The following is an 18756-nucleotide window of genomic DNA, read 5'->3' as shown; positions in this document are numbered from 1 at the left end:
TCTTGTCTCCTTCTGCGGCCTACTGCGCGGCCTTGATTCGGCGTCGGTCGAGGATCACCTGGACAACCAGGACGATCACGGCCACCGCCATGAGCAAAGTCGAGATGGCGTACGCCCCGTACACCGATTCGGCGGTGCCGCGGTTGTAGCGGTCGGCCACCAGCAGGGTCAGTGTCTGAGACGTGCCGGGCAGGTTCGACGCCACCATGATCACCGCACCGAACTCCCCCAGAGTGCGGGCGATGGTCAGCACGATGCCGTAGGTCAGACCCCACCGGATCGACGGCAGGGTGATCCGCCAGAACGTCTGCCACCAGGTCGATCCCAGTGTCGCCGCGGCTTCCTCCTGGTCGGTGCCGATCTCGTGCAACACCGGTTCGACCTCACGGATCACGAACGGCACCGTGACGAAGATGCTGGCCAGCACGATGCCCGGGAACCCGAAGATGATTTTGAATCCGAGATCGTTCTCCACGAAGCCCAACAGTCCCGCCGATCCCCACAGCAGGATCAGCGCGACACCGACGACCACCGGCGATACCGCGAACGGCAGATCGATGACCGCCTGCAGGGCGCTCTTACCGCGGAACCGGTTGCGCGCCAACACCAAAGCGGTCGGAACACCGAACAACACGTTCAGCGGCACCACGATCGCCACCACCAACAGCGACAGGTTCAGCGCCGAGATCGCCGCCGGCGTGCCCACCGAGGCGAAGAACGCGCCGACACCGGGCCCGAAGGTGCGCCACAGGATCAGCCCGACCGGGACCGCCACCAGTACCGCCACATAGGCCAACGCCAGAAAGCGCAGCAGGTAGCGCACCCGTGGCGAGAGCGTCATGCCGAAAGCTCCTCACGTTTGGCCGCGCGGGATCCCACCGCCCGCAACACGAACAACACCACAAACGAGATCAGCAACAGCACAATGGAGATCGCCGCGGCACCGGTGCGGTCGTCGTTCTCGATCAGGGTCCGGATCCACTGTGAGGACACCTCGGTCTCGCCGGGAATCGCACCGCCGATCAGCACGACCGAACCGAATTCACCGATGGCCCGCGAGAACGCCAGGCCGGCCCCGGAGAGCAGGGCGGGCAGCAACGCCGGCAGGATCACCTTGACGAAGATGACCCGGTTGCTGGCACCCAGCGAGGCGGCCGCCTCCTCGGTCTCCTGGTCGAGTTCGAGCAACACCGGCTGCACCGAGCGCACCACGAACGGCAGCGTCACGAACAGCAGTGCGATGCCGACACCCCATTTGGTGTGCTGCAGGTGCAGTCCGACCGGGCTGGCCGGCCCGTACAGCGCCAGCATCACCAGGCTCGCCACGATCGTCGGCAGGGCAAAGGGAAGGTCGATCACCGAATCGACCAGCCGCTTCCCCGGGAAGTCGTCGCGGGTCAGCACCCACGCCACCACCAGGCCGAAGAACAGGTTGACCACCGTCACGCCGGCCGAGATGGTCAGCGTCACCCGGAACGAATCCAGCGCCGCGTTCGAGGTGACCGCCGACCAGAAGGCATTCCACCCGCCGCCCGCCGCCTGCCACAGGATCGCCGCCAACGGCAGCAGCACGATGACGCTCAGCCAGATCGAGGCCGCGCCGACGCGCAGCGAGGTGCTGCCGTAGCGGCCGGGCCGCACGCCGCCGGTGGAATCCCCCGGTGTGGGCGCAGCCGGAAAGGACTGGGCTGCATCGGTCTGTTTAACTGCCGTCATCCAGTCGCCTGCTTGTAGATGTTGGTGATCGAACCGTTGTCCTTGTCGAACAACGACGGGTCGATTTCATTCCATCCACCCAGATCCGCGATCGTCCAGAGCTTCGCCGGCGTCGGGAAGTCCTTGACGAAGTCCGCCGCCACCGCCGGGTCGACGGGACGGAATCCGGCCTCTGCCCACAGCTTCTGGCCTTCGGGGGTAAACAGGAAATTCTGCAGGTCCTTGGCCTTGTCGGCGTGGGCGCTGTTTTTGACGACCGCCACCGGGTTCTCGATCTTGAAGGTCTGCGGTGGATTGACGTGCTCGACGGCCTTGCCCTGCCGCTCGACATTGATCGCCTCGTTCTCGTAGCTGATCAGCACGTCGCCGGTGCCCTGCAGGAACACATCGGTGGCTTCGCGGCCCGAACTCGGGCGCGTCTTGACGTGCTCGGTCACCAGCTTGTCGACGAAGTCGAGACCGGCCTCAGAATCCTTGCCACCGTTACTCTTTGCCGCATATGGGGCCAGCAGGTTCCACTTGGCCGAACCCGAACTCAGCGGGCTGGGGGTGACCACCTCGAGCCCGGGCTGCAGCAGGTCATCCCAATCCTTGATGCCCTTGGGGTTACCCTTGCGCACCACCAATGACACCACAGAACCGAACGGGATTCCCTTCGTGTTTCCTGCGCTCCAGTCGTCGGCCACCTTGTCGGCCTTGACCAACCGGGCGACGTCGGGTTCGACGGAGAAGTTCACGATGTCGGCCGGCTTGCCGTCGGCCACGGCCCGGGACTGATCGCCCGAGGCGCCGTACGACGTGCGCACGGCAACGCCCTTGCCTTCCTCGCTGGCGGCGAACGCCGGGATGATCTTGCTCCAGCCCGGTTCGGGCACCGCGTAGGCGACGAGCGTCAGGGTGGTGTTGGCATTCGCAGCGCCCTGATCGGCGCCGACGACATCACTGGCGCCGCCGGCGCACCCGACGGCCAGCACGCCGGTGGTGGCCAGGACGGTGGCGGTACGCCAGAACTTAGGGAAATGGGGCATGTTGACAGGCACGGATGACCTTTCTTGCAGACTGAGGACATTACGAGGTCGGTCATGCGGAAAGGTGAAAGAAGGCGAGGGACGCAAGAGAAGGAGCGTCCGGGCACAGAACCGCCACCGACACCACACCGCAGACGGGTGGGGGTCAGCGACAACAGGCGACGTCAGCAACAGCGCATGAACCCACGGCAATGAGAGCCAGGACATGGCTCCCAAGCTTGCCGGACGCTGAATACATGGCGGGAACAATATCAGAATTCCGGCGTCGCGCCCGTTGAGCATTCGGGGCCTGGAGTCAGCGGGTGAACCACCACATCACGATGACCAGGACGACCAGCAAGACCAAGATCAAAGTGACACGTGAGCGCGGCATACCGTTCATTCGGCTCCCACTTCGTCCGCCGGGGCGTGGCGCAACCGCCGCAACCCCGTGATTCCCCAGCCCAGCGTGCCGTCGAGCACCACCGCGCTGCCATAGGCCAACGCCAACACCACCGGCATCACCACCGCGGTCTGCACGACGAACGGCAGCCCGGTGAGCCACAGTTCGACGCCGTCCCACCAGTTCAGGATTGCCGCCATGGGGCAAGCCTAGGCGATCGCCGACGGCGCCCTGTGTTCATCCCGTCGCACCCGTAACGTCCGACACGCGTGTCACGGGTAGACGGCACCTGTATCCGCAGATGATGATGTGCGGATGGTTCTGCAACACACCGAGCCCACGGATGTCGTCGCGGCACTCGACAAGACTCGTGATACTCCGAAGGCACCCGAAGCGCCGCTGGCGGCGACCGCCCCGGTGCCCTACTCGCCGGGCGCGTCGCTGCGGAACCCGTTCCCGCCGATCGCCGACTACGGCTTCCTGTCCGACTGCGAGAACACCTGCCTGATCTCCTCGGCCGGGTCGGTGGAGTGGCTGTGCGTACCGCGGCCCGACTCCCCCAGCGTGTTCGGCGCAATCCTGGACCGCAATGCGGGCCACTTCCGGCTCGGCCCCTACGGTGTGACCGTCCCGTCGGCGCGGCGCTACCTGCCGGGCAGCCTGATCCTGGAGACCACCTGGCAGACCCACACCGGCTGGCTGATCGTGCGCGACGCGCTGGTGATGGGTCCGTGGCATGACCTCGACACCCGTTCACGCACGCACCGGCGCACCCCGATGGACTGGGACGCCGAGCACATCCTGCTGCGCACCGTGCGTTGTGTCAGCGGCACCGTCGAACTGGTGATGAACTGTGAGCCGGCGTTCGACTACCACCGCGTCAGCGCATCGTGGGAGTACTCCGGCCCGGCCTACGGCGAGGCCATCGCCCGCGCCAGCCGCAACCCGGATTCGCACCCCACGATGCGGCTCACCACGAACCTGCGGATCGGCATCGAGGGTCGCGAGGCACGTGCCCGCACCCGGCTCACCGAGGGCGACAACGTGTTCGTCGCGCTGAGCTGGTCCAAACATCCCGCACCGCAGACCTTCGAAGAGGCCTCGGACAAGATGTGGACGACCAGTGAGTCGTGGCGGCAGTGGATCAACATCGGCGACTTCCCCGACCACCCCTGGCGGTCGTACCTGCAGCGCAGCGCGCTGACACTCAAGGGACTGACCTACTCGCCGACCGGCGCACTGTTGGCCGCCCCCACCACGTCACTGCCGGAAACCCCTCAGGGCGAACGCAACTGGGACTACCGCTACTCGTGGATCCGAGACTCCACCTTCGCGTTGTGGGGTTTGTACACCCTCGGGCTCGACCGGGAAGCCGACGATTTCTTCTCGTTCATCGCCGACGTGTCGGGTGCGAACAACGGCGAACGCCACCCGCTGCAGGTGATGTACGGCGTCGGCGGTGAACGCAGCCTCGTCGAAGAAGAACTGCACCACCTCTCCGGCTATGACAACGCCCGGCCGGTGCGGATCGGCAACGGCGCCTACAACCAGATGCAGCACGACATCTGGGGCACGATGCTCGATTCGGTGTACCTGCACGCGAGGTCGCGCGAGCAGATCCCCGAGGCGCTGTGGCCGGTGCTGAAGAATCAGGTCGAGGAAGCCATCAAGCACTGGAAGGAACCCGACCGCGGAATCTGGGAGGTGCGCGGCGAACCGCAGCACTTCACGTCCAGCAAGATCATGTGCTGGGTGGCGCTGGACCGTGGATCGAAGCTGGCCGAGCTGCAGGGCGAGAAGAGTTACGCGCAGCAGTGGCGCGCTACCGCCGAGGAGATCAAGGCCGACATCCTGGCCCGCGGCGTCGATTCCCGCGGTGTGCTGACCCAGCGCTACGGCGACGACGCGCTGGACGCTTCGCTGCTGCTGGCGGTGTTGACACGGTTCCTGCCCTCCGATGACCCGCGGGTGCGGGCCACGGTGCTGGCCATCGCCGACGAACTCACCGAGGACGGCCTGGTGTTGCGATACCGGGTCCATGAGACCGACGACGGCCTGTCCGGTGAAGAAGGCACCTTCACCATCTGCTCGTTCTGGCTGGTGTCGGCACTCGTCGAGATCGGTGAGGTGAGCCGGGCCAAGCACCTGCTGGAGCGGTTGCTCTCGTTCGCCAGCCCGCTACACCTGTATGCCGAGGAGATCGAGCCGCGCACCGGCCGCCACCTGGGCAACTTCCCGCAGGCGTTCACTCACCTGGCCCTGATCAACGCCGTGGTGCACGTCATCCGCGCCGAGGAGGAGTCCGACAGTTCCGGGGTCTTCCAGCCCGCCAACGCGCCGATGTAGCCGGCTACTGAGCGGCCGCCTTGTCTGCCATGCGCAGTGCGAGGGCGGCTGCCTGGTTGCCACCGATGCCCACTCCGCACGCCCAGGTTTCGAAGACGACGTTGGAGGCCACCGCCAGCGCGTGATCGCACGGCCACTCGGGCTGTTGCTGTTCGGTCGAGAACTGGGTGAACAGGGACTCCTCGGCGACGACATCGGCGATATCCCAGTGCGTCATCAAACGTCCGGTACCGACGGAGATGGTGCGTCCGGCACATGCCTGCCACGATTGCCTCGCCGAGTCGAAGAATCCGCGAGCCTCATCGTCCGACGGATACAGCACCACCGTCTGTTCCACGCTCTGTCTGGATTTCGGCGTAGTCAGCACCTGATCACGCACCCCGGTCCATCCCGAATCCGCGTATACCGCCTCCTGTGCCCCGAAAACCACTGCGCGGCAATCCTCCTCAGACAATCTGTTGCTGTTGACGTTCAACGTGTCGCTGATGTCGCGAAATTCCATGGGTTCCAGTCCCGCCACACCGATGATCTCGCCGGCTTCCTCGGGCGACACCAGGAGATCCTCGAGTCCGGAATCGGTGAGGGTTTCGTCGACCACCGGAACGGAGTCCTGCGCCCTCAGGGGACGGCCGTCGACCATCTGTGCGCATCCTGCCGTCAGCAGTGACACGGCGACCAGAGCAACCATCACGGTTCGGCAGGACATACGGCTATTGTCGCCGACCGAAGCCACCCCTCCGGACACAATCACCGTGCGCGGATCTCTGGATCCGCCGATACAGAGCGAGCACCATCAGGCCATGAGCTACAACCGCCTCCGTGCAGACGACACTTCACGCATCAAGATCGACGTGGCGATCGGTGTTCTGGTCGCCCTGCGCGGTTGCGCGCCGGATCAGGCGTTCGCCGAGCTGGTAAGGGTGATGCAGCGCACCGGCATCGGAATCGGCAGCATCGCAAAGGCTTTGGTCGACCTCGCCGGTGGCAGCTCGGGCACCTCGGCCGAGTACGCCGAAGCGTTCAACGCCTGGGGTGAACTGCTGGCACAGGCCCGACGGGTACCCGTCAACGCGCAGTAGCGGGTGCCCGGGCCACCAGCCAGGCCTGGCCGTCCCCCTCGGCCGCACCCAGGGTCTCCAGACCGGCAAAGGCCGCCTCGAGCTCACCCGGAACGGCCCGGAATCGGCCCGGCTCCGCGCCGACCTCACTGAGCACACAGATGGCCAGCAGGCCGCCCGGTCGTAGCCGGGCGGCCAGGGACGAGTAGAGCCCAGGGTCACGGAAGCGATGGCACAACACCACGTCGACCGGCAGTCCGGCCGGCAGACCTTCGTCGAGATCGGCGACATCGAAACGGCAGCGCTCTGCCACCCCGTGGCGTGCGGCGGCCTGCCTCGCCTCGGTGATCGCCACGGCGGACACGTCGAGCCCCCAGACGGCCAGCCCGCGCTGAGCCAGCCACACCGAACCCCGGCCGGTGCCGCACGCGACATCGAGGGCAGAACCGGTCACCGGAAACCGGTCAGTGAGGCCGACGAAGGCCTGCGGCAGAGCCGGCGCGGCAACCGACTCGTGGTCGGAATACGCCGCGTCCCAACGGATGCGGTCTTGCTCGCTCACCGCGGCCACCCCATGCCGGGTCCCGACTACTTCTTGGGCTTGTCCGAGGCCGCGTCGGTGGACAGGGCCGCGACGAACGCCTCCTGAGGAACCTCCACGCGACCAATGGTCTTCATGCGCTTCTTGCCCTCTTTCTGCTTCTCCAGCAGCTTGCGCTTACGGGTGATGTCACCGCCGTAGCACTTGGATAGCACGTCCTTCCGGATCGCCCGGATGTTCTCGCGGGCAATGATTTTCGCGCCGATCGCAGCCTGGACCGGAACCTCGAACTGCTGACGAGGGATGAGCTCCTTGAGCTTGGTGGTCATCTTGTTGCCGTAGGCCGCCGCAGAATCCTTGTGGACGATGGCGCTGAACGCGTCCACGGCCTCACCCTGGAGCAGGATGTCGACCTTGACCAGGTCGGCCTGCTGCTCGCCGGCCTCCTCGTAGTCAAGGCTGGCGTAACCACGGGTGCGGGACTTCAGCGAGTCGAAGAAGTCGAAGATGATCTCGCCCAGCGGCATGGTGTAGCGCAGCTCGACACGTTCGGGTGAGAGGTAGTCCATGCCGCCCAGTTCACCGCGCCGCGACTGGCACAGCTCCATGATCGTGCCGATGAACTCGCTGGGCGCGATCACCGTGGTCTTGACCACCGGCTCGTAGACCTCCCGCACCTTGCCCTCGGGCCAGTCCGACGGGTTGGTCACGACGATCTCGGATCCGTCGTCCTTGATCACCCGGTACACCACGTTGGGGGCGGTGGAGATCAGGTCCAGGTTGAACTCGCGCTCCAGCCGTTCACGGGTGATCTCCATGTGCAGCAAGCCGAGGAAGCCGCAGCGGAATCCGAAGCCCAGCGCCACCGACGTCTCGGGCTCGTAGGTCAACGCGGCGTCGTTCAGCTGCAACTTGTCCAGCGCCTCGCGCAACACCGGATAGTCCGAGCCGTCGACCGGGTAGAGCCCGGAGTAGACCATCGGCCGTGGTTCCCGGTAGCCGGTCAGCGCCTCGGTGGCGCCCTTGCGCGCCGTGGTCACGGTGTCGCCGACCTTGGACTGCCGGACGTCCTTCACACCCGTGATGAGATAGCCGACCTCGCCGACGCCGAGACCGTCGCTGGGCTTCGGGTCCGGTGAGACGATGCCCACCTCGAGCAGTTCGTGGGTGGCGCCGGTGGACATCATCGCGATCTTCTCGCGCGGCGTGATCCTGCCGTCGACGACGCGTACGTAGGTCACCACGCCGCGATAGATGTCATAGACCGAGTCGAAGATCATCGCCCGGGCGGGAGCGTCGGCATCACCGGTCGGCGCCGGCACCTGCCGGACCACCTCGTCGAGCAGCTCGGCCACGCCGGCGCCGGTCTTGCCGGACACCCGCAGCACGTCGGACGGCTCGCAGCCGATGATGTGCGCGAGTTCCCCGGCGTAGCGCTCCGGATCAGCGGCGGGCAGGTCGATCTTGTTGAGCACCGGAATGACCGTCAGGTCCCGATCGAGCGCCAGGTACAGGTTGGCCAACGTCTGCGCCTCGATGCCCTGGGCGGCGTCGACCAGGAGCACCGCACCCTCACAGGCCTCCAGGGCCCGGGACACCTCGTAGGTGAAGTCGACGTGGCCGGGGGTATCGATCAGGTGCAGAACGAACTGTTCGCCCTTGGACTCCCACGGCAACCGCACATTCTGCGCCTTGATGGTGATCCCGCGCTCACGCTCGATATCCATCCGGTCCAGGTACTGCGCCCGCATCGACCGGTCGTCGACGACGCCGGTGAGCTGCAGCATCCGGTCCGCCAACGTCGATTTGCCATGGTCGATGTGGGCGATGATGCAGAAGTTCCTGATCTGCGCCGGCGCAGTGAACGTCTTGTCGGCGAAGCTGCTGATGGGAATCTCCTGGTGAGCGCGGGTGTCAAGCAGGTGCTGTGCGTCTCCAGGGTATCGAGCAAGCACCCTTGCGACACAATCGCCAAGGATCCACTCGCATATGCTCGACACCATGGCGTCGCAGTGGAAGGCGTTCCAACAGGTTCTCAAGGACGTCAGGGACGGCGCCGGGAACCTGGTGTTCAACGAGGCCCCGAAGTTCGTCCGCCAGCTTCAGACCACCGACAACGTGCCGCGGACGGTGCAGCAGGGCATCCAGCAAGGCCTTCAGCAGGGCATCAAGCTGGGCCTGGGGGTGCTCGCCGCCGCCGCAGCCCCGCCGCCGCAGGCGATCACCGCGGGACGTCCGGTGTCGAAGCACACCGTGCCCACCGCCCATCGAGCCCGCAAAGTCGTGTACGCCCCCGATCTGGACGGGCAGGCCGATCCGGGCGAGATCGTCTGGACCTGGGTGGTCTATGAGGACGATCCGACCCAGGGCAAGGATCGCCCCGTCCTGGTGGTGGGCCGCGATCAGCGCACCCTGCTGGGGCTGATGCTGTCCAGCCAGGACTACCACCAAGACGATCCGGACTGGATCGGCATCGGGATCGGCTCCTGGGACTACGAGGGCAGGCCGAGCTGGGTCCGACTGGACCGGGTGCTGGACGTGCCGGAGGAAGGCATTCGCCGCGAAGGCGCAATCCTGGACCGCAGCCGGTTCGAAGCGGTCGCAATCCGACTGCGTGCTCAGTACTCCTGGGGCTGACCGGCTTCAGCGCGGCCGGCGCCACATCGCAGTCATGACGGGACCGCCGTCGGGCAGGACGATCTCCCCGGTGACCTCGAACCCGAAACGCAGGTAGTACGGAACGTTGTCGGGGTTACTCGACTCCAGGTAGGCCGGCGCATGTTCAGCGTCGACGCGATCGAGACGCGATCGCATCAGGGCGTGCCCGAAACCACCGCCGCGGACCATCGGATCGCTCCCGATCACCGCGAGGTACCAATGCGGCTCCTCGGGATGATGCTTCTTCATCAACCCGGCGACCTGCTGACCCCGACCGGCCCGGCGTCCGAAGGCCCGGGCGAAGCCGGGCATCATCAGCAACTCCTGCCATGGGGTGTGCCGCCAGCACCCGGGCGGATCCCACAGTGCCGCCGCGCCGATGACGCCTGCCCGCACCGCCACCTCACTGCCTCCCGCGGCCAGGAAATGATGGCGGGTCATGGTGGCGAACATCCGGGCCAGCGCCCGTCTCCGATGCGGGTCGTCCGGCAACATCCACGACATCACCGGGTCGTCGTAGAAGGCTCGGCCCAGCACCGCGGCGAGCGGCTTCACGTCAGTCTTGTTCGGCGGACGGACATCGACGGCAGCCACCCGCCCACCATCGCACAACTACGAATGCCGGTGTATCAACGACTCTGGGTGATGTAGGCCTGCAGCTGTTCCTGCTCCGCCTCGAGTTCTTCCATCCGGGTCTTGACGATGTCGCCGATGCTGACGATGCCGGCCAGCCGGCCGCCGTCGAGCACCGGGATATGGCGCACCCGGTTCTCGGTCATCAGCGCACTCAGGTGATCGACGGTGTCGCGCGGCGTACAGGTCGCCACCACCGTGGTCATGATCTCCGACACGGGCTGCGCCAACAGGCTGCTGCCCCTTTCGTGCAGCTTGCGCACCACATCACGCTCCGAGACGATGCCGGCCAGGCCGCCCGGCCCGATCACCACCATGGCACCGATGTTCAGCTCGGTCAGCCCGGCCAACAATTCGGTCACCGTGGTCTCGGGCGAAATCGTCACCACCGCCGTGCCCTTGTTTTTCAGCACGTCCGCGATTCGCATCGGCAGCCTCCGATCGTGATCCACCTCACACCAGGCTAAAGCGGTGTTCGTCAGTTAGGAAGAAGCCACGCCCGCTCGGTCTGGATCGGGGTAGGAATGGGGCCATGATCGAGGTCACACTGCTCGGCACCGGTAGCCCCATTCCCGATCCGGAGCGGGCCGGACCGGCCACGTTGGCGCGCGCGGGCGATCAGGCCTTCCTGATCGATTGCGGGCGCGGCGTCCTACAACGACTGGCGGCAGTCGGATTGGGCGCCAACCAGCTCAGCGCACTGCTCCTGACACACCTGCACAGCGATCACATCGCCGACCTGGGCGATGTGATCATCACCCGCTGGGTCAGCACCTTCACCCCGGACGCTCCACCGCTGCCGATCATCGGCCCACCGGGGACCGCCGAAGTCGTGGCGGCGACGCTGAAGGCGTTCGGTTTCGACGTCGGCTACCGCATCGCCCATCACGCCGACCTCACGGGGCCGCCACCGGTGGAGGTACACGAATACACCGACGGAGCGGTGTGGGACCACGACGGCGTGCACATCCGGGTCGCACCCACCGATCACCGGCCGGTGACCCCGACCATCGGGTTCCGGGTCGAACATGCCGGAGCGTCGGTCGTACTGGCCGGCGACACCGTGCCGTGCGAGAGCCTCGATGTCCTGGCCGCAGGCGCGGGGGCCCTGGTACACACCGTGATTCGCAAAGACCTCGTGAATCAGCTTCCGATGCAACGGATCCGCGACATCTGCGACTACCACTCCTCGGTGGAAGAGGCGGCCGCCACCGCCACCCGGGCAGGGGTGGGCATCCTGATCCTGACCCACTACGTACCGGCCATCGCTCCGGGCACCGAGGACCAGTGGCGGGCATTGGCGGCCACCGAATTCGACCGGCAGATCGAGCTCGGCGACGATCTGCACCGCGTACAGGTCCACCCCGGGATGTGTGCCGGACCGCGCGATGCGGGCCGGGTCAAGCCGGCCGGGTGATCCCCACGACCACATCGAGATCCGCGGCCTCACCCGAATAGATGCCCTGATCGATGAATGCCCGGCCCAGCGCGTCCGTTTCGGCAGGCCAAAGGCTGATTGCAGTGGCATTAAGGTGGCGAATCAGAGCGCAGGCAGCCCCGGTGCGATCGGCGCCGCTTTGGGAGTTCGGACGCCTCGCTGGTAACCTGAACAGTCGCTGCCCGCAGTGCGGGTGTGCGCACCCAGACTTTCGGTAACCCCAGCTAGAGAACTACGAAGGAATTTTTACGTGGCCAACATCAAGTCGCAGGAAAAGCGCATCCTCACCAACGAGCGTCGTCGGCTGCGTAACCAGTCGGTGAGGTCTTCGCTGCGTACGGCTGTGCGCGGCTTCCGCGAGGCCGTCGAGGCGGGCGAGAAGGACAAGGCCGCCGCGTTGCTGGTGTCGACCAACCGCCAGCTCGACAAGGCCGCCAGCAAGGGCGTCATCCACGCCAACCAGGCCGCCAACAAGAAGTCGGCCCTCGCTCTGGCGCTGAACAAGCTCTGATCTCCGGGTTTCCCCCGAATAGCTATTCCCGGTTCACCGGGTGGCGAGTTGCGCCACCCGGCGTACCGCTGTCTCAAGGGCGTAGTCGGCATCTGCCGCTGCGCCCTTTACGTCTGCATTGAGCGCGGCGACCACCCGCATGGCCTCGGCCACCGAGTCGCGTGACCACCTGCGCGCCTGCTTCTGCGCCTTCTGCACCCGCCAGGGCGGCATGCCCAGTTCGCCGGCCAGCCGGTACGGGTCCCCCGACAGCGGACCGACCCGCGCGATCGTGTGCACCGCCTCGGCCAGCGCGTCGGCCAGCACCACGTGCGGCTCACCGGCCAGCATCGCCCACCGCAACGCCTCGGCCGCACCGGCGACATCTCCGGTGACCGCCTTGTCCGCGATGTCGAAGCCCTTCACCTCCGCCTTGCCGCTGTGATAGCGGCGCACCGCCACAGGGTCCACCTGACCGGCGGTGTCGGCCACCAGCTGTGAGCACACCGCGGCGAGCTCACGGATGTTCGACCCGACCGCGTCGAGTACCGCGGTGACCGTATCGTCGGAAACCTTCACCCGCAGCGCGCGGAACTCGGCGCGCACGAAATCCGCACGCTCTGCCGGCTTGGTGATACGCACACATGGATGCACCTGTGCACCAAGCTTTTTCAGTTGATCGGCCAGCGCTTTGGCTCGCCCGCCCCCGGAGTGAAGGACGACCAGGACGGTGCCGGGCGGCAGATCGGCCGCAACCGAGGAGATCAGGGCCACGGCGTCCTTCCCCGCCTCGGCGGCGGCCTCCAGCACCACCATGCGTTCCTCGGCGAACAACGACGGGCTCAGCAGCTCGGCGAGCTCGCTGGTGCTGACCTCGCCGGCCCGCATCCGGTCCACCGGAACGTCGTCGGACCCGGCCTGCCCCCGTAAAGCCCGCAGCACCGCGCCGACAGCTCGTTCGACCAGCAGTTCCTCATCGCCCAAAACCAGGTGCAGGCCGTCGATCTGTTGACTCACACCGATGATCGTGTCACGCCGAACCGACAGCTCCGACCACCTGGCCCGCCAGTGCCCAGGCCAGGAGGCCGAACACCACCGCGGCCAACCCGCGACGCACCCAGCGCAGCCGCCACAACACCGTCAACGCCACCCCTCCCAACGCCACCGACACCACACCGGCCAACCCGGAGGGCGACGGCAGGGCGGCCGCCGGGAGTGCCGAACCCCACCGGGCCACCGACAGCAGCCACCACAGCTCCGGTCCGGTGAACCGGATCAGTAGTTGGGCTCCGCCGGGCCAGACCGTCGAGCACACGGCCGCCGCGGTACCGAGGACCGTGATCGGCGGAATCACCCCGGCCACTGCGAGATTGGCGGCGACAGCCACCAAGCTGACGGTTCCCGAGATCCCGGCCACCAGTGGGGCGGTGACCAACTGGGCCACCACCGCCACGCTGACCGCTGCCGCCATCGGGCGCGGCCAGCCACGGGCCTGCAACCGCCCGGACCACACCGGGGCGAGGACGACGATGCTCGCCGTCGCACACACCGACAATGCGAACCCGATATCGACCGCCAGTTCGGGGGCCGCGATCATCAGAGCGATCACGCCGGCGGCCAGCGCGGGCACCGCCTGTCGTCGCCGATGGGTCAACACCGCGAGCAGGGTCACCGCACCCATCACGGCAGCCCGCAGGACGCTGGCCGAGGGCTGCACGACGATGACGAAGCCGACCAATCCAGCGCCGGCGAGCAGCACGGCGGCTCTCGGCCCGACCAATGCCGCGCTGAGCAACAGCGCCCCGCACACGATGGTCACGTTGGCGCCCGACACCGCGGTCAGATGGGTGAGACCCGACGTGCGGAACTGCGCGGTGGTCGTGCCGGTGACCGTCGAGGTATCCCCCAGTACCAATGCGGGCAACATGGCTGCCTGATCGGCGGGCAGCGCCGCACGTGCCGCTTCTGCGAAGCCCGCACGGATCTGCTGGGCGATGCGCTGTACGGCCGAGGCCTCCCCCAGCGACGGCTGTCCCGACGCTGCCAGCACGGCCACACTCAGATCCCTGCGGTCTGGGCGCCCCACGGCGGCCCGGAATGTCACCGGACGTCCCGGACCCGCCTCGCCGAAGCCCGGTGGTGCGAACACCAGGACCCGCCCCGACATCGGGGCCCGGTCGACCCGACGCAGTGCAGCACGGAACATCAACCGCCCGCCCTTGATCGTCCGCGGTGTCTCGGCGGGAACGACCTCCACCGTCGCGGTTCCACCGTAGAGACGGCTGACCGGATGATGTTCGACCTGATGCACGCGCAGTCCCACCGCGACCGCGAATCCGGCAGCGACGGCCGCCACGGCCAGAACGGCCGCGGCTACGCCCGCGCCGTCACCGTTTCCCCACCGGGCGGCCAACCAGGTCAGCCCGACGGCGCCGAGACCCGCCACCACAGCGGCGCCCGGGTGCCAGACGATCGCGGCCGCCGACACCGACCACGCGGTCAGCGCGGCCGGGACGAGACGCAGATCCAGTGGCTGCCCCGCGGCCCACCCGTCGCCGGGCGGCCCGTCACCGTCGGAAACATCACGCCCGGACCAGCTCACGTAGCTTCTCCAGCCGTGCCGGACCGATGCCGTCGACGTCACCGAGTTGATCGACACTGTCGAACCGACCGTTGGCGGCCCGCCAGGCCACGATCGCCTCGGCGGTCACCGGGCCGACGCCGGGCAGCGCGTCGAGGTCCTCGACCGTCGCCGTGTTGAGGTCCACGGGCCCTGACGGCGCACCGGCGCTGGCTTTCGGCGCCCCTTTCTGCGGCGCGCCAGGTGGGGACGAAGCCTGCGCATCACCCGCGACCGAACTGCCCATGGTCCTCGGTTCGCCCGGTGGCGCGTCGATACCCACCACGATCTGTTCCCCGTCACCGACCCGGCGAGCCATGTTCAACCCGATCAGGTCGGCACCGTCGAGTGGCCCACCGACGGCTTCCAGCGCGTCGGCAATTCTGGCCCCGGGCTGCAGGGTCACCAGGCCCGGCTTGTGCACCAGCCCGACCACGCTGATCACCACGGGCCCGCCCGGAGCGTCACCTGCCGGTGTCGGACCGGCCGACGAAACCATCTGCACCGGTGGCAGATTCACCGAGGCGACCGGCGGTGGCTGCTGACGGATCAGGGTGAAGACGGTGACCAGAATCGCCAGGACCCCGACGCCGGCCAGCGCCAGTGCGCCGGCACGGCCCGGGTCGGCACGCACCCTGGTCAACCAGCCCGGGCCGGCTGCCGGTGCCGTATCGGGCAGCCATCTCGACAGGGCGCTCTCCGACTCGGTGTCCCGATGCGCCTCGTCGTCACCGTCGGTGTCGCGATCAGGCTCGGTGCCCGGACGGCCACTCCCCAGACGGTGAAGCCGCTCCATCGACAATTCGGTTCCCATGCCCGCGACGGTAGGTCCGGGTCATGACGATTCCGGGCGGCGGGGCCTGCGGCACCGGGAGGCTGTGGATGAATCTCGCGTTGTGGATTACCGCCGTCGCTATCCCACTGCGCGGGTGGAGGACTGCTGCTGGGGCGTGGCCCGTTCCAGGTACCGCAGCAGTTCCACCGGGAACGGCAGGACCACGGTGGAGTTCTTCTCCGCGGCCACCTCGACGACCGTCTCCAATAGCCGCAGCTGCAGGGCCGCCGGGTCGGCCGACATCACATCGGCGGCCGCGGCGAGTTTCTCGGACGCCTGCAGTTCACCGTCGGCGGTGATGACTCGGGCCCGTCGTTCGCGCTCCGCCTCGGCCTGACGCGCAATGGACCGCTTCATCGAATCCGGCAGCACCACGTCTTTGATCTCGACCCGGTCGATGTGAATCCCCCAGCCCACAGCGGGGTTGTCGATGAGCAGTTCGAGACCTTGATTGAGCCGCTCCCGGTTGGACAGGAGGTCGTCCAGGTTGCTCTTGCCGATGATCGACCGCAGTGAGGTCTGCGCCACCTGACCGATCGCCGACATGTAGTCCTGGACGTCGACGACCGCCCGCACGGGGTCGAGCACGTTGAAGTAGATGACCGCATCAACCCGCACGGTGACGTTGTCGCGGGTGATGCCGTCCTGCGCGGGCACCGGCATCGTGATGATCTGCATGTTGACCTTCTGTAATCGGTCGGCGACGGGAATGAGCATCGTCAGCCCTGGTTGCCGGATGTTGGCCCGGACCCGGCCGAACCGGAAGACCACGCCGCGCTCGTACTGCCTGACCACGCGGATGTTGTTCACGCCGAGCCAGAGCATGGCGATGGCGCCAGCCCCGGCCGCAGCGAGGGCATAGAGGATGTCCATGATCTGACCTCGATTCATGGTGTCGCCGGGGCGAGCCCGCCCCACAGTTCGATTGTGCGACGACGGTGTGCCTATCGCGAGTGAACAAGTCCCCGATAGTGTCTAGGTCCAGTGCAGGGCTCAACGAGGAGGCGATATGACCGCAACGGATAGGCCGATTCGGGTCATCCAATGGACCACCGGCAACATCGGTCGGCGGTCGCTGCACGCGATCATCGGCCGCGACGACATGGAACTGGTCGGCGTATACGCCTACGGCGCGGACAAGGTCGGTGTCGATGCCGCCGAGTTGGCCGGCCGACCCGAGCCCACCGGTATCAAGGCCACCAACTCCATCGACGACCTGATCGCCCTGAAGCCCGATGCCTGCTGCTACAACCCGATCTGGCCCAGCATCGACGAACTGGTCCGCCTACTGGAGGCCGGGATCAACGTGTGTTCCAGTGCCGCCTGGATCACCGGCGGCAAGCAAGCCCCCGAAGACCGGGAACGCATCGAGAAAGCCTGCCAGACAGGCAATTCCACCATCTTCGGCAGCGGGGCCCATCCCGGCCTGACCAACATGATGGGCATGGTGCTGTCCAGCGCGTGCGAGAGCGTCGACGAAATCCGGATCACCGAGTCCGTGGACTGCGGGGTCTACGAATCGGCCGGAACCATGGCCGCAATGGGATTCGGACAGGATCCCGAGACACCGGGACTGGCCGAGAGTGTCCGCCTCGAGAGTGAGGTGTTCGCCGAGTCGGCGGCGATGATGGCCGACGCCATCGGCGCCAAGCTGGACCGGATCACGTTCGACGTCACGTTCACCCCGGCCACCGAGGATTCCGATCTGGGCTTCATGCAGATCCCCAAGGGCACGGTGGCCAGTGTGTACGGCTACCACCGCGGCTGGGTCGGCGAGAAGAACGTCGTCAGCGTCGGATTCAACTGGATCATGGGCAATCACGTCACCCCGCCGAAGCCCGTCGCGCATGGTCACGTGATCCAGGTGTTCGGCGTCCCCAACATGCGCACTGTCGTGTACTGCCTACCCTCGAAGGACTGGAGCGAGGTCAGCCTCAACGGGCTCGGCATGATCTACACCGCGCTACCGGTCACCAACGCGGTGCCTGCGGTGGTGGCAGCAGCGCCGGGCATCCTCACGCTCAAGGACCTACCGCCGGTCACCGGCCGCTTCGCCGGCTAGCTCAGGCGCATCACCGCGACTGTAACGCCGTTTTCCACCTGACGGTTGTGCGCGCCGCCGAATCCACAACCCTGATGTAGAAAGCGGCGTCGGCAATCGCCGGACGGGCTAAGCGTCCTCCACGGTGATACACGCACCCACCGCTCCGCCACCGACGTGCACTGCGAGCACCGCGCCCATGTCGGTCACCGACAGGGATCCCAGCTTCGGCAACCGGTCGGTGAGTGCCGCCGCGATCTCCTCGGCACCGTCCGGGTTGTCGACATGGTGCACGACCACGCGCACGGCACGGTCCCCCGCCGCGTCGACGATCTGATCGACCAGTGCCGCATGCGCTTTCGATGTCGTCCGGATGCGCTGTGACAGCACCAGTCGGCCATCCACATCCAGACGCAGCAGTGGTTTGAGTGACAGCGCGGTACCCAGCCACGATGCCGCCGTACCGATCCGGCCACTGCGCCGCAGGTTGTCGAGTCGGTGTACGACGATGAACGCCTTCCCGCGCGGGATCGCGGCGCGAGCCGCCGCCTCAACGGTGTCGAGTGCTCCACCGCCACGGGCCGATTCCGCCGCGGCCAGGGCGACGAAGCCCACCCCCATCGCGGCGGCACGGGAGTTCACCACCCGCACGGCCGGCCCGATTTCGCGGGCCACCGCCGCCGCGGTGCTGTAGGTACTCGACAGCGCAGCCGAAATATGGACTGCAACAACACCATCACCGCTACTGTCGGCCAGCGCCTGGCGATAGGTATCGGCGAGATCGGCCGGCGACGCCCCAGACGTGGTGACCCGGGGCTGGTCATAGATGCCCGACGGCATCGGGTCGATCCCGTCACGCAGGTCGTTGCCGTCATCGAGGATATGCAACGGCACCTGCCGAATGCCCCACTCTTCACACAACTCGGGCCGCAACTGCGAGGTCGAGTCGGTCACCACCATGACCGCCATC

The 18756-nt window shown here is 67.0% G+C and carries 21 protein-coding genes; 6 read left to right on the top strand and 15 right to left on the bottom strand.

The window, feature by feature from the left end; all coding sequences use genetic code 11:
* Positions 1-19 precede the first annotated feature (19 nt).
* The 5 genes from cysW to JOF57_RS05860 all read right to left on the bottom strand — a co-directional run bounded on the left by cysW (position 20) and on the right by JOF57_RS05860 (position 3326).
* A complete protein-coding gene (gene cysW / locus JOF57_RS05875; RefSeq protein WP_209914665.1) occupies positions 20-841 on the bottom strand; it encodes a sulfate ABC transporter permease subunit CysW in 822 nt (273 codons plus the stop codon).
* Complete coding sequence (gene cysT / locus JOF57_RS05870) at positions 838-1716, bottom strand: sulfate ABC transporter permease subunit CysT (RefSeq protein ID WP_209914662.1); 879 nt, start codon at positions 1714-1716, stop codon at positions 838-840. Before cysT ends, cysW begins: the two co-directional genes overlap by 4 nt.
* On the bottom strand, positions 1713-2744 hold the full coding sequence (locus JOF57_RS05865; protein ID WP_209915853.1) for a sulfate ABC transporter substrate-binding protein: 1032 nt from the start codon (positions 2742-2744) through the stop codon (positions 1713-1715). The genes cysT and JOF57_RS05865 overlap by 4 nt, the downstream gene beginning before the upstream one ends.
* 145 nt (positions 2745-2889) lie before the next feature.
* Positions 2890-2982, bottom strand: a complete 93-nt coding sequence (locus JOF57_RS31400) for an Ms4533A family Cys-rich leader peptide (protein ID WP_407666539.1) — start codon at positions 2980-2982, stop codon at positions 2890-2892.
* A gap of 140 nt (positions 2983-3122) precedes the next feature.
* Positions 3123-3326: a hypothetical protein gene (locus tag JOF57_RS05860; protein ID WP_209914659.1), complete on the bottom strand. Its 204-nt coding sequence runs from the start codon at positions 3324-3326 to the stop codon at positions 3123-3125.
* 115 nt (positions 3327-3441) lie between these two features.
* Here JOF57_RS05860 and JOF57_RS05855 point away from each other — a divergent pair, with 115 nt between their 5' ends.
* Positions 3442-5472, top strand: coding sequence for a glycoside hydrolase family 15 protein (locus JOF57_RS05855; RefSeq protein WP_209914657.1), 2031 nt, complete (start codon positions 3442-3444; stop codon positions 5470-5472).
* Between the two features lie 4 nt (positions 5473-5476).
* On the opposite strand, the gene JOF57_RS05850 is transcribed toward JOF57_RS05855, so the two are convergent.
* Positions 5477-6178: a sensor domain-containing protein gene (locus JOF57_RS05850; RefSeq protein ID WP_209914654.1), complete on the bottom strand. Its 702-nt coding sequence runs from the start codon at positions 6176-6178 to the stop codon at positions 5477-5479.
* A gap of 94 nt (positions 6179-6272) precedes the next feature.
* On the opposite strand from JOF57_RS05850, the gene JOF57_RS05845 reads away from it, so the two are divergent.
* A complete protein-coding gene (locus tag JOF57_RS05845) occupies positions 6273-6551 on the top strand; it encodes an ANTAR domain-containing protein (RefSeq protein ID WP_209914652.1) in 279 nt (92 codons plus the stop codon).
* Here the strand turns inward: JOF57_RS05845 and JOF57_RS05840 are convergent.
* Both JOF57_RS05840 and lepA read right to left on the bottom strand, forming a co-directional pair.
* Positions 6538-7092, bottom strand: coding sequence for a class I SAM-dependent methyltransferase (locus JOF57_RS05840; protein WP_209914649.1), 555 nt, complete (start codon positions 7090-7092; stop codon positions 6538-6540). The genes JOF57_RS05845 and JOF57_RS05840 overlap by 14 nt on opposite strands.
* A 26-nt stretch (positions 7093-7118) precedes the next feature.
* Positions 7119-8993 carry a translation elongation factor 4 gene (gene lepA / locus JOF57_RS05835; RefSeq protein ID WP_234937970.1) on the bottom strand — a complete coding sequence of 625 codons (1875 nt, stop codon included), beginning with the start codon at positions 8991-8993 and terminating at the stop codon, positions 7119-7121.
* A 67-nt stretch (positions 8994-9060) separates the two neighbouring features.
* On the opposite strand from lepA, the gene JOF57_RS05830 reads away from it, so the two are divergent.
* Entirely contained in the window at positions 9061-9708 is a 648-nt protein-coding gene (locus tag JOF57_RS05830) for a type II toxin-antitoxin system PemK/MazF family toxin (protein ID WP_209914646.1), read from the top strand.
* Positions 9709-9714: 6 nt separating this feature from the next.
* Here the strand turns inward: JOF57_RS05830 and JOF57_RS05825 are convergent, their stop codons facing one another.
* Together JOF57_RS05825 and JOF57_RS05820 are read right to left on the bottom strand one after the other, a co-directional pair.
* The gene (locus tag JOF57_RS05825) at positions 9715-10323 is read right to left on the bottom strand and encodes a GNAT family N-acetyltransferase (RefSeq protein ID WP_209914644.1); all 609 of its coding nucleotides are present in this window, start codon (positions 10321-10323) and stop codon (positions 9715-9717) included.
* Between the two features lie 35 nt (positions 10324-10358).
* Complete coding sequence (locus JOF57_RS05820; RefSeq protein WP_209914641.1) at positions 10359-10790, bottom strand: CBS domain-containing protein; 432 nt, start codon at positions 10788-10790, stop codon at positions 10359-10361.
* Between the two features lie 104 nt (positions 10791-10894).
* Between JOF57_RS05820 and JOF57_RS05815 the strand changes: the two genes are divergently transcribed.
* Both JOF57_RS05815 and rpsT read left to right on the top strand, forming a co-directional pair.
* Positions 10895-11779: a ribonuclease Z gene (locus tag JOF57_RS05815; RefSeq protein WP_209914638.1), complete on the top strand. Its 885-nt coding sequence runs from the start codon at positions 10895-10897 to the stop codon at positions 11777-11779.
* Between the two features lie 271 nt (positions 11780-12050).
* The gene (gene rpsT / locus JOF57_RS05810; RefSeq protein ID WP_209914636.1) at positions 12051-12311 is read left to right on the top strand and encodes a 30S ribosomal protein S20; all 261 of its coding nucleotides are present in this window, start codon (positions 12051-12053) and stop codon (positions 12309-12311) included.
* 33 nt (positions 12312-12344) lie between these two features.
* On the opposite strand, the gene holA is transcribed toward rpsT, so the two are convergent.
* The 4 genes from holA to JOF57_RS05790 all read right to left on the bottom strand — a co-directional run bounded on the left by holA (position 12345) and on the right by JOF57_RS05790 (position 16618).
* Positions 12345-13307: a DNA polymerase III subunit delta gene (gene holA / locus JOF57_RS05805; protein WP_209914633.1), complete on the bottom strand. Its 963-nt coding sequence runs from the start codon at positions 13305-13307 to the stop codon at positions 12345-12347.
* A gap of 13 nt (positions 13308-13320) precedes the next feature.
* Entirely contained in the window at positions 13321-14820 is a 1500-nt protein-coding gene (locus tag JOF57_RS05800; protein ID WP_234937967.1) for a ComEC/Rec2 family competence protein, read from the bottom strand.
* Positions 14821-14872: 52 nt separating this feature from the next.
* Positions 14873-15724 carry a ComEA family DNA-binding protein gene (locus JOF57_RS05795; protein ID WP_209914627.1) on the bottom strand — a complete coding sequence of 284 codons (852 nt, stop codon included), beginning with the start codon at positions 15722-15724 and terminating at the stop codon, positions 14873-14875.
* 99 nt (positions 15725-15823) lie between these two features.
* Positions 15824-16618, bottom strand: coding sequence for an SPFH domain-containing protein (locus tag JOF57_RS05790; RefSeq protein WP_209915849.1), 795 nt, complete (start codon positions 16616-16618; stop codon positions 15824-15826).
* A 136-nt stretch (positions 16619-16754) separates the two neighbouring features.
* Here JOF57_RS05790 and JOF57_RS05785 point away from each other — a divergent pair, with 136 nt between their 5' ends.
* Positions 16755-17807: an NAD(P)H-dependent amine dehydrogenase family protein gene (locus JOF57_RS05785; RefSeq protein ID WP_209914623.1), complete on the top strand. Its 1053-nt coding sequence runs from the start codon at positions 16755-16757 to the stop codon at positions 17805-17807.
* A gap of 108 nt (positions 17808-17915) precedes the next feature.
* Here the strand turns inward: JOF57_RS05785 and JOF57_RS05780 are convergent, their stop codons facing one another.
* Positions 17916-18755 (bottom strand): DegV family protein, encoded by an 840-nt coding sequence (locus JOF57_RS05780; RefSeq protein ID WP_209914621.1) that lies wholly within the window; start codon positions 18753-18755, stop codon positions 17916-17918.
* Position 18756: the final 1 nt, after the last annotated feature.

The organism is Mycolicibacterium lutetiense, assembly GCF_017876775.1.
GTDB classification, from domain to species: domain Bacteria; phylum Actinomycetota; class Actinomycetes; order Mycobacteriales; family Mycobacteriaceae; genus Mycobacterium; species Mycobacterium lutetiense.
Note: the sequence above shows the minus strand (reverse complement) of the source record. Positions and strands in the feature narration are given on the sequence as shown.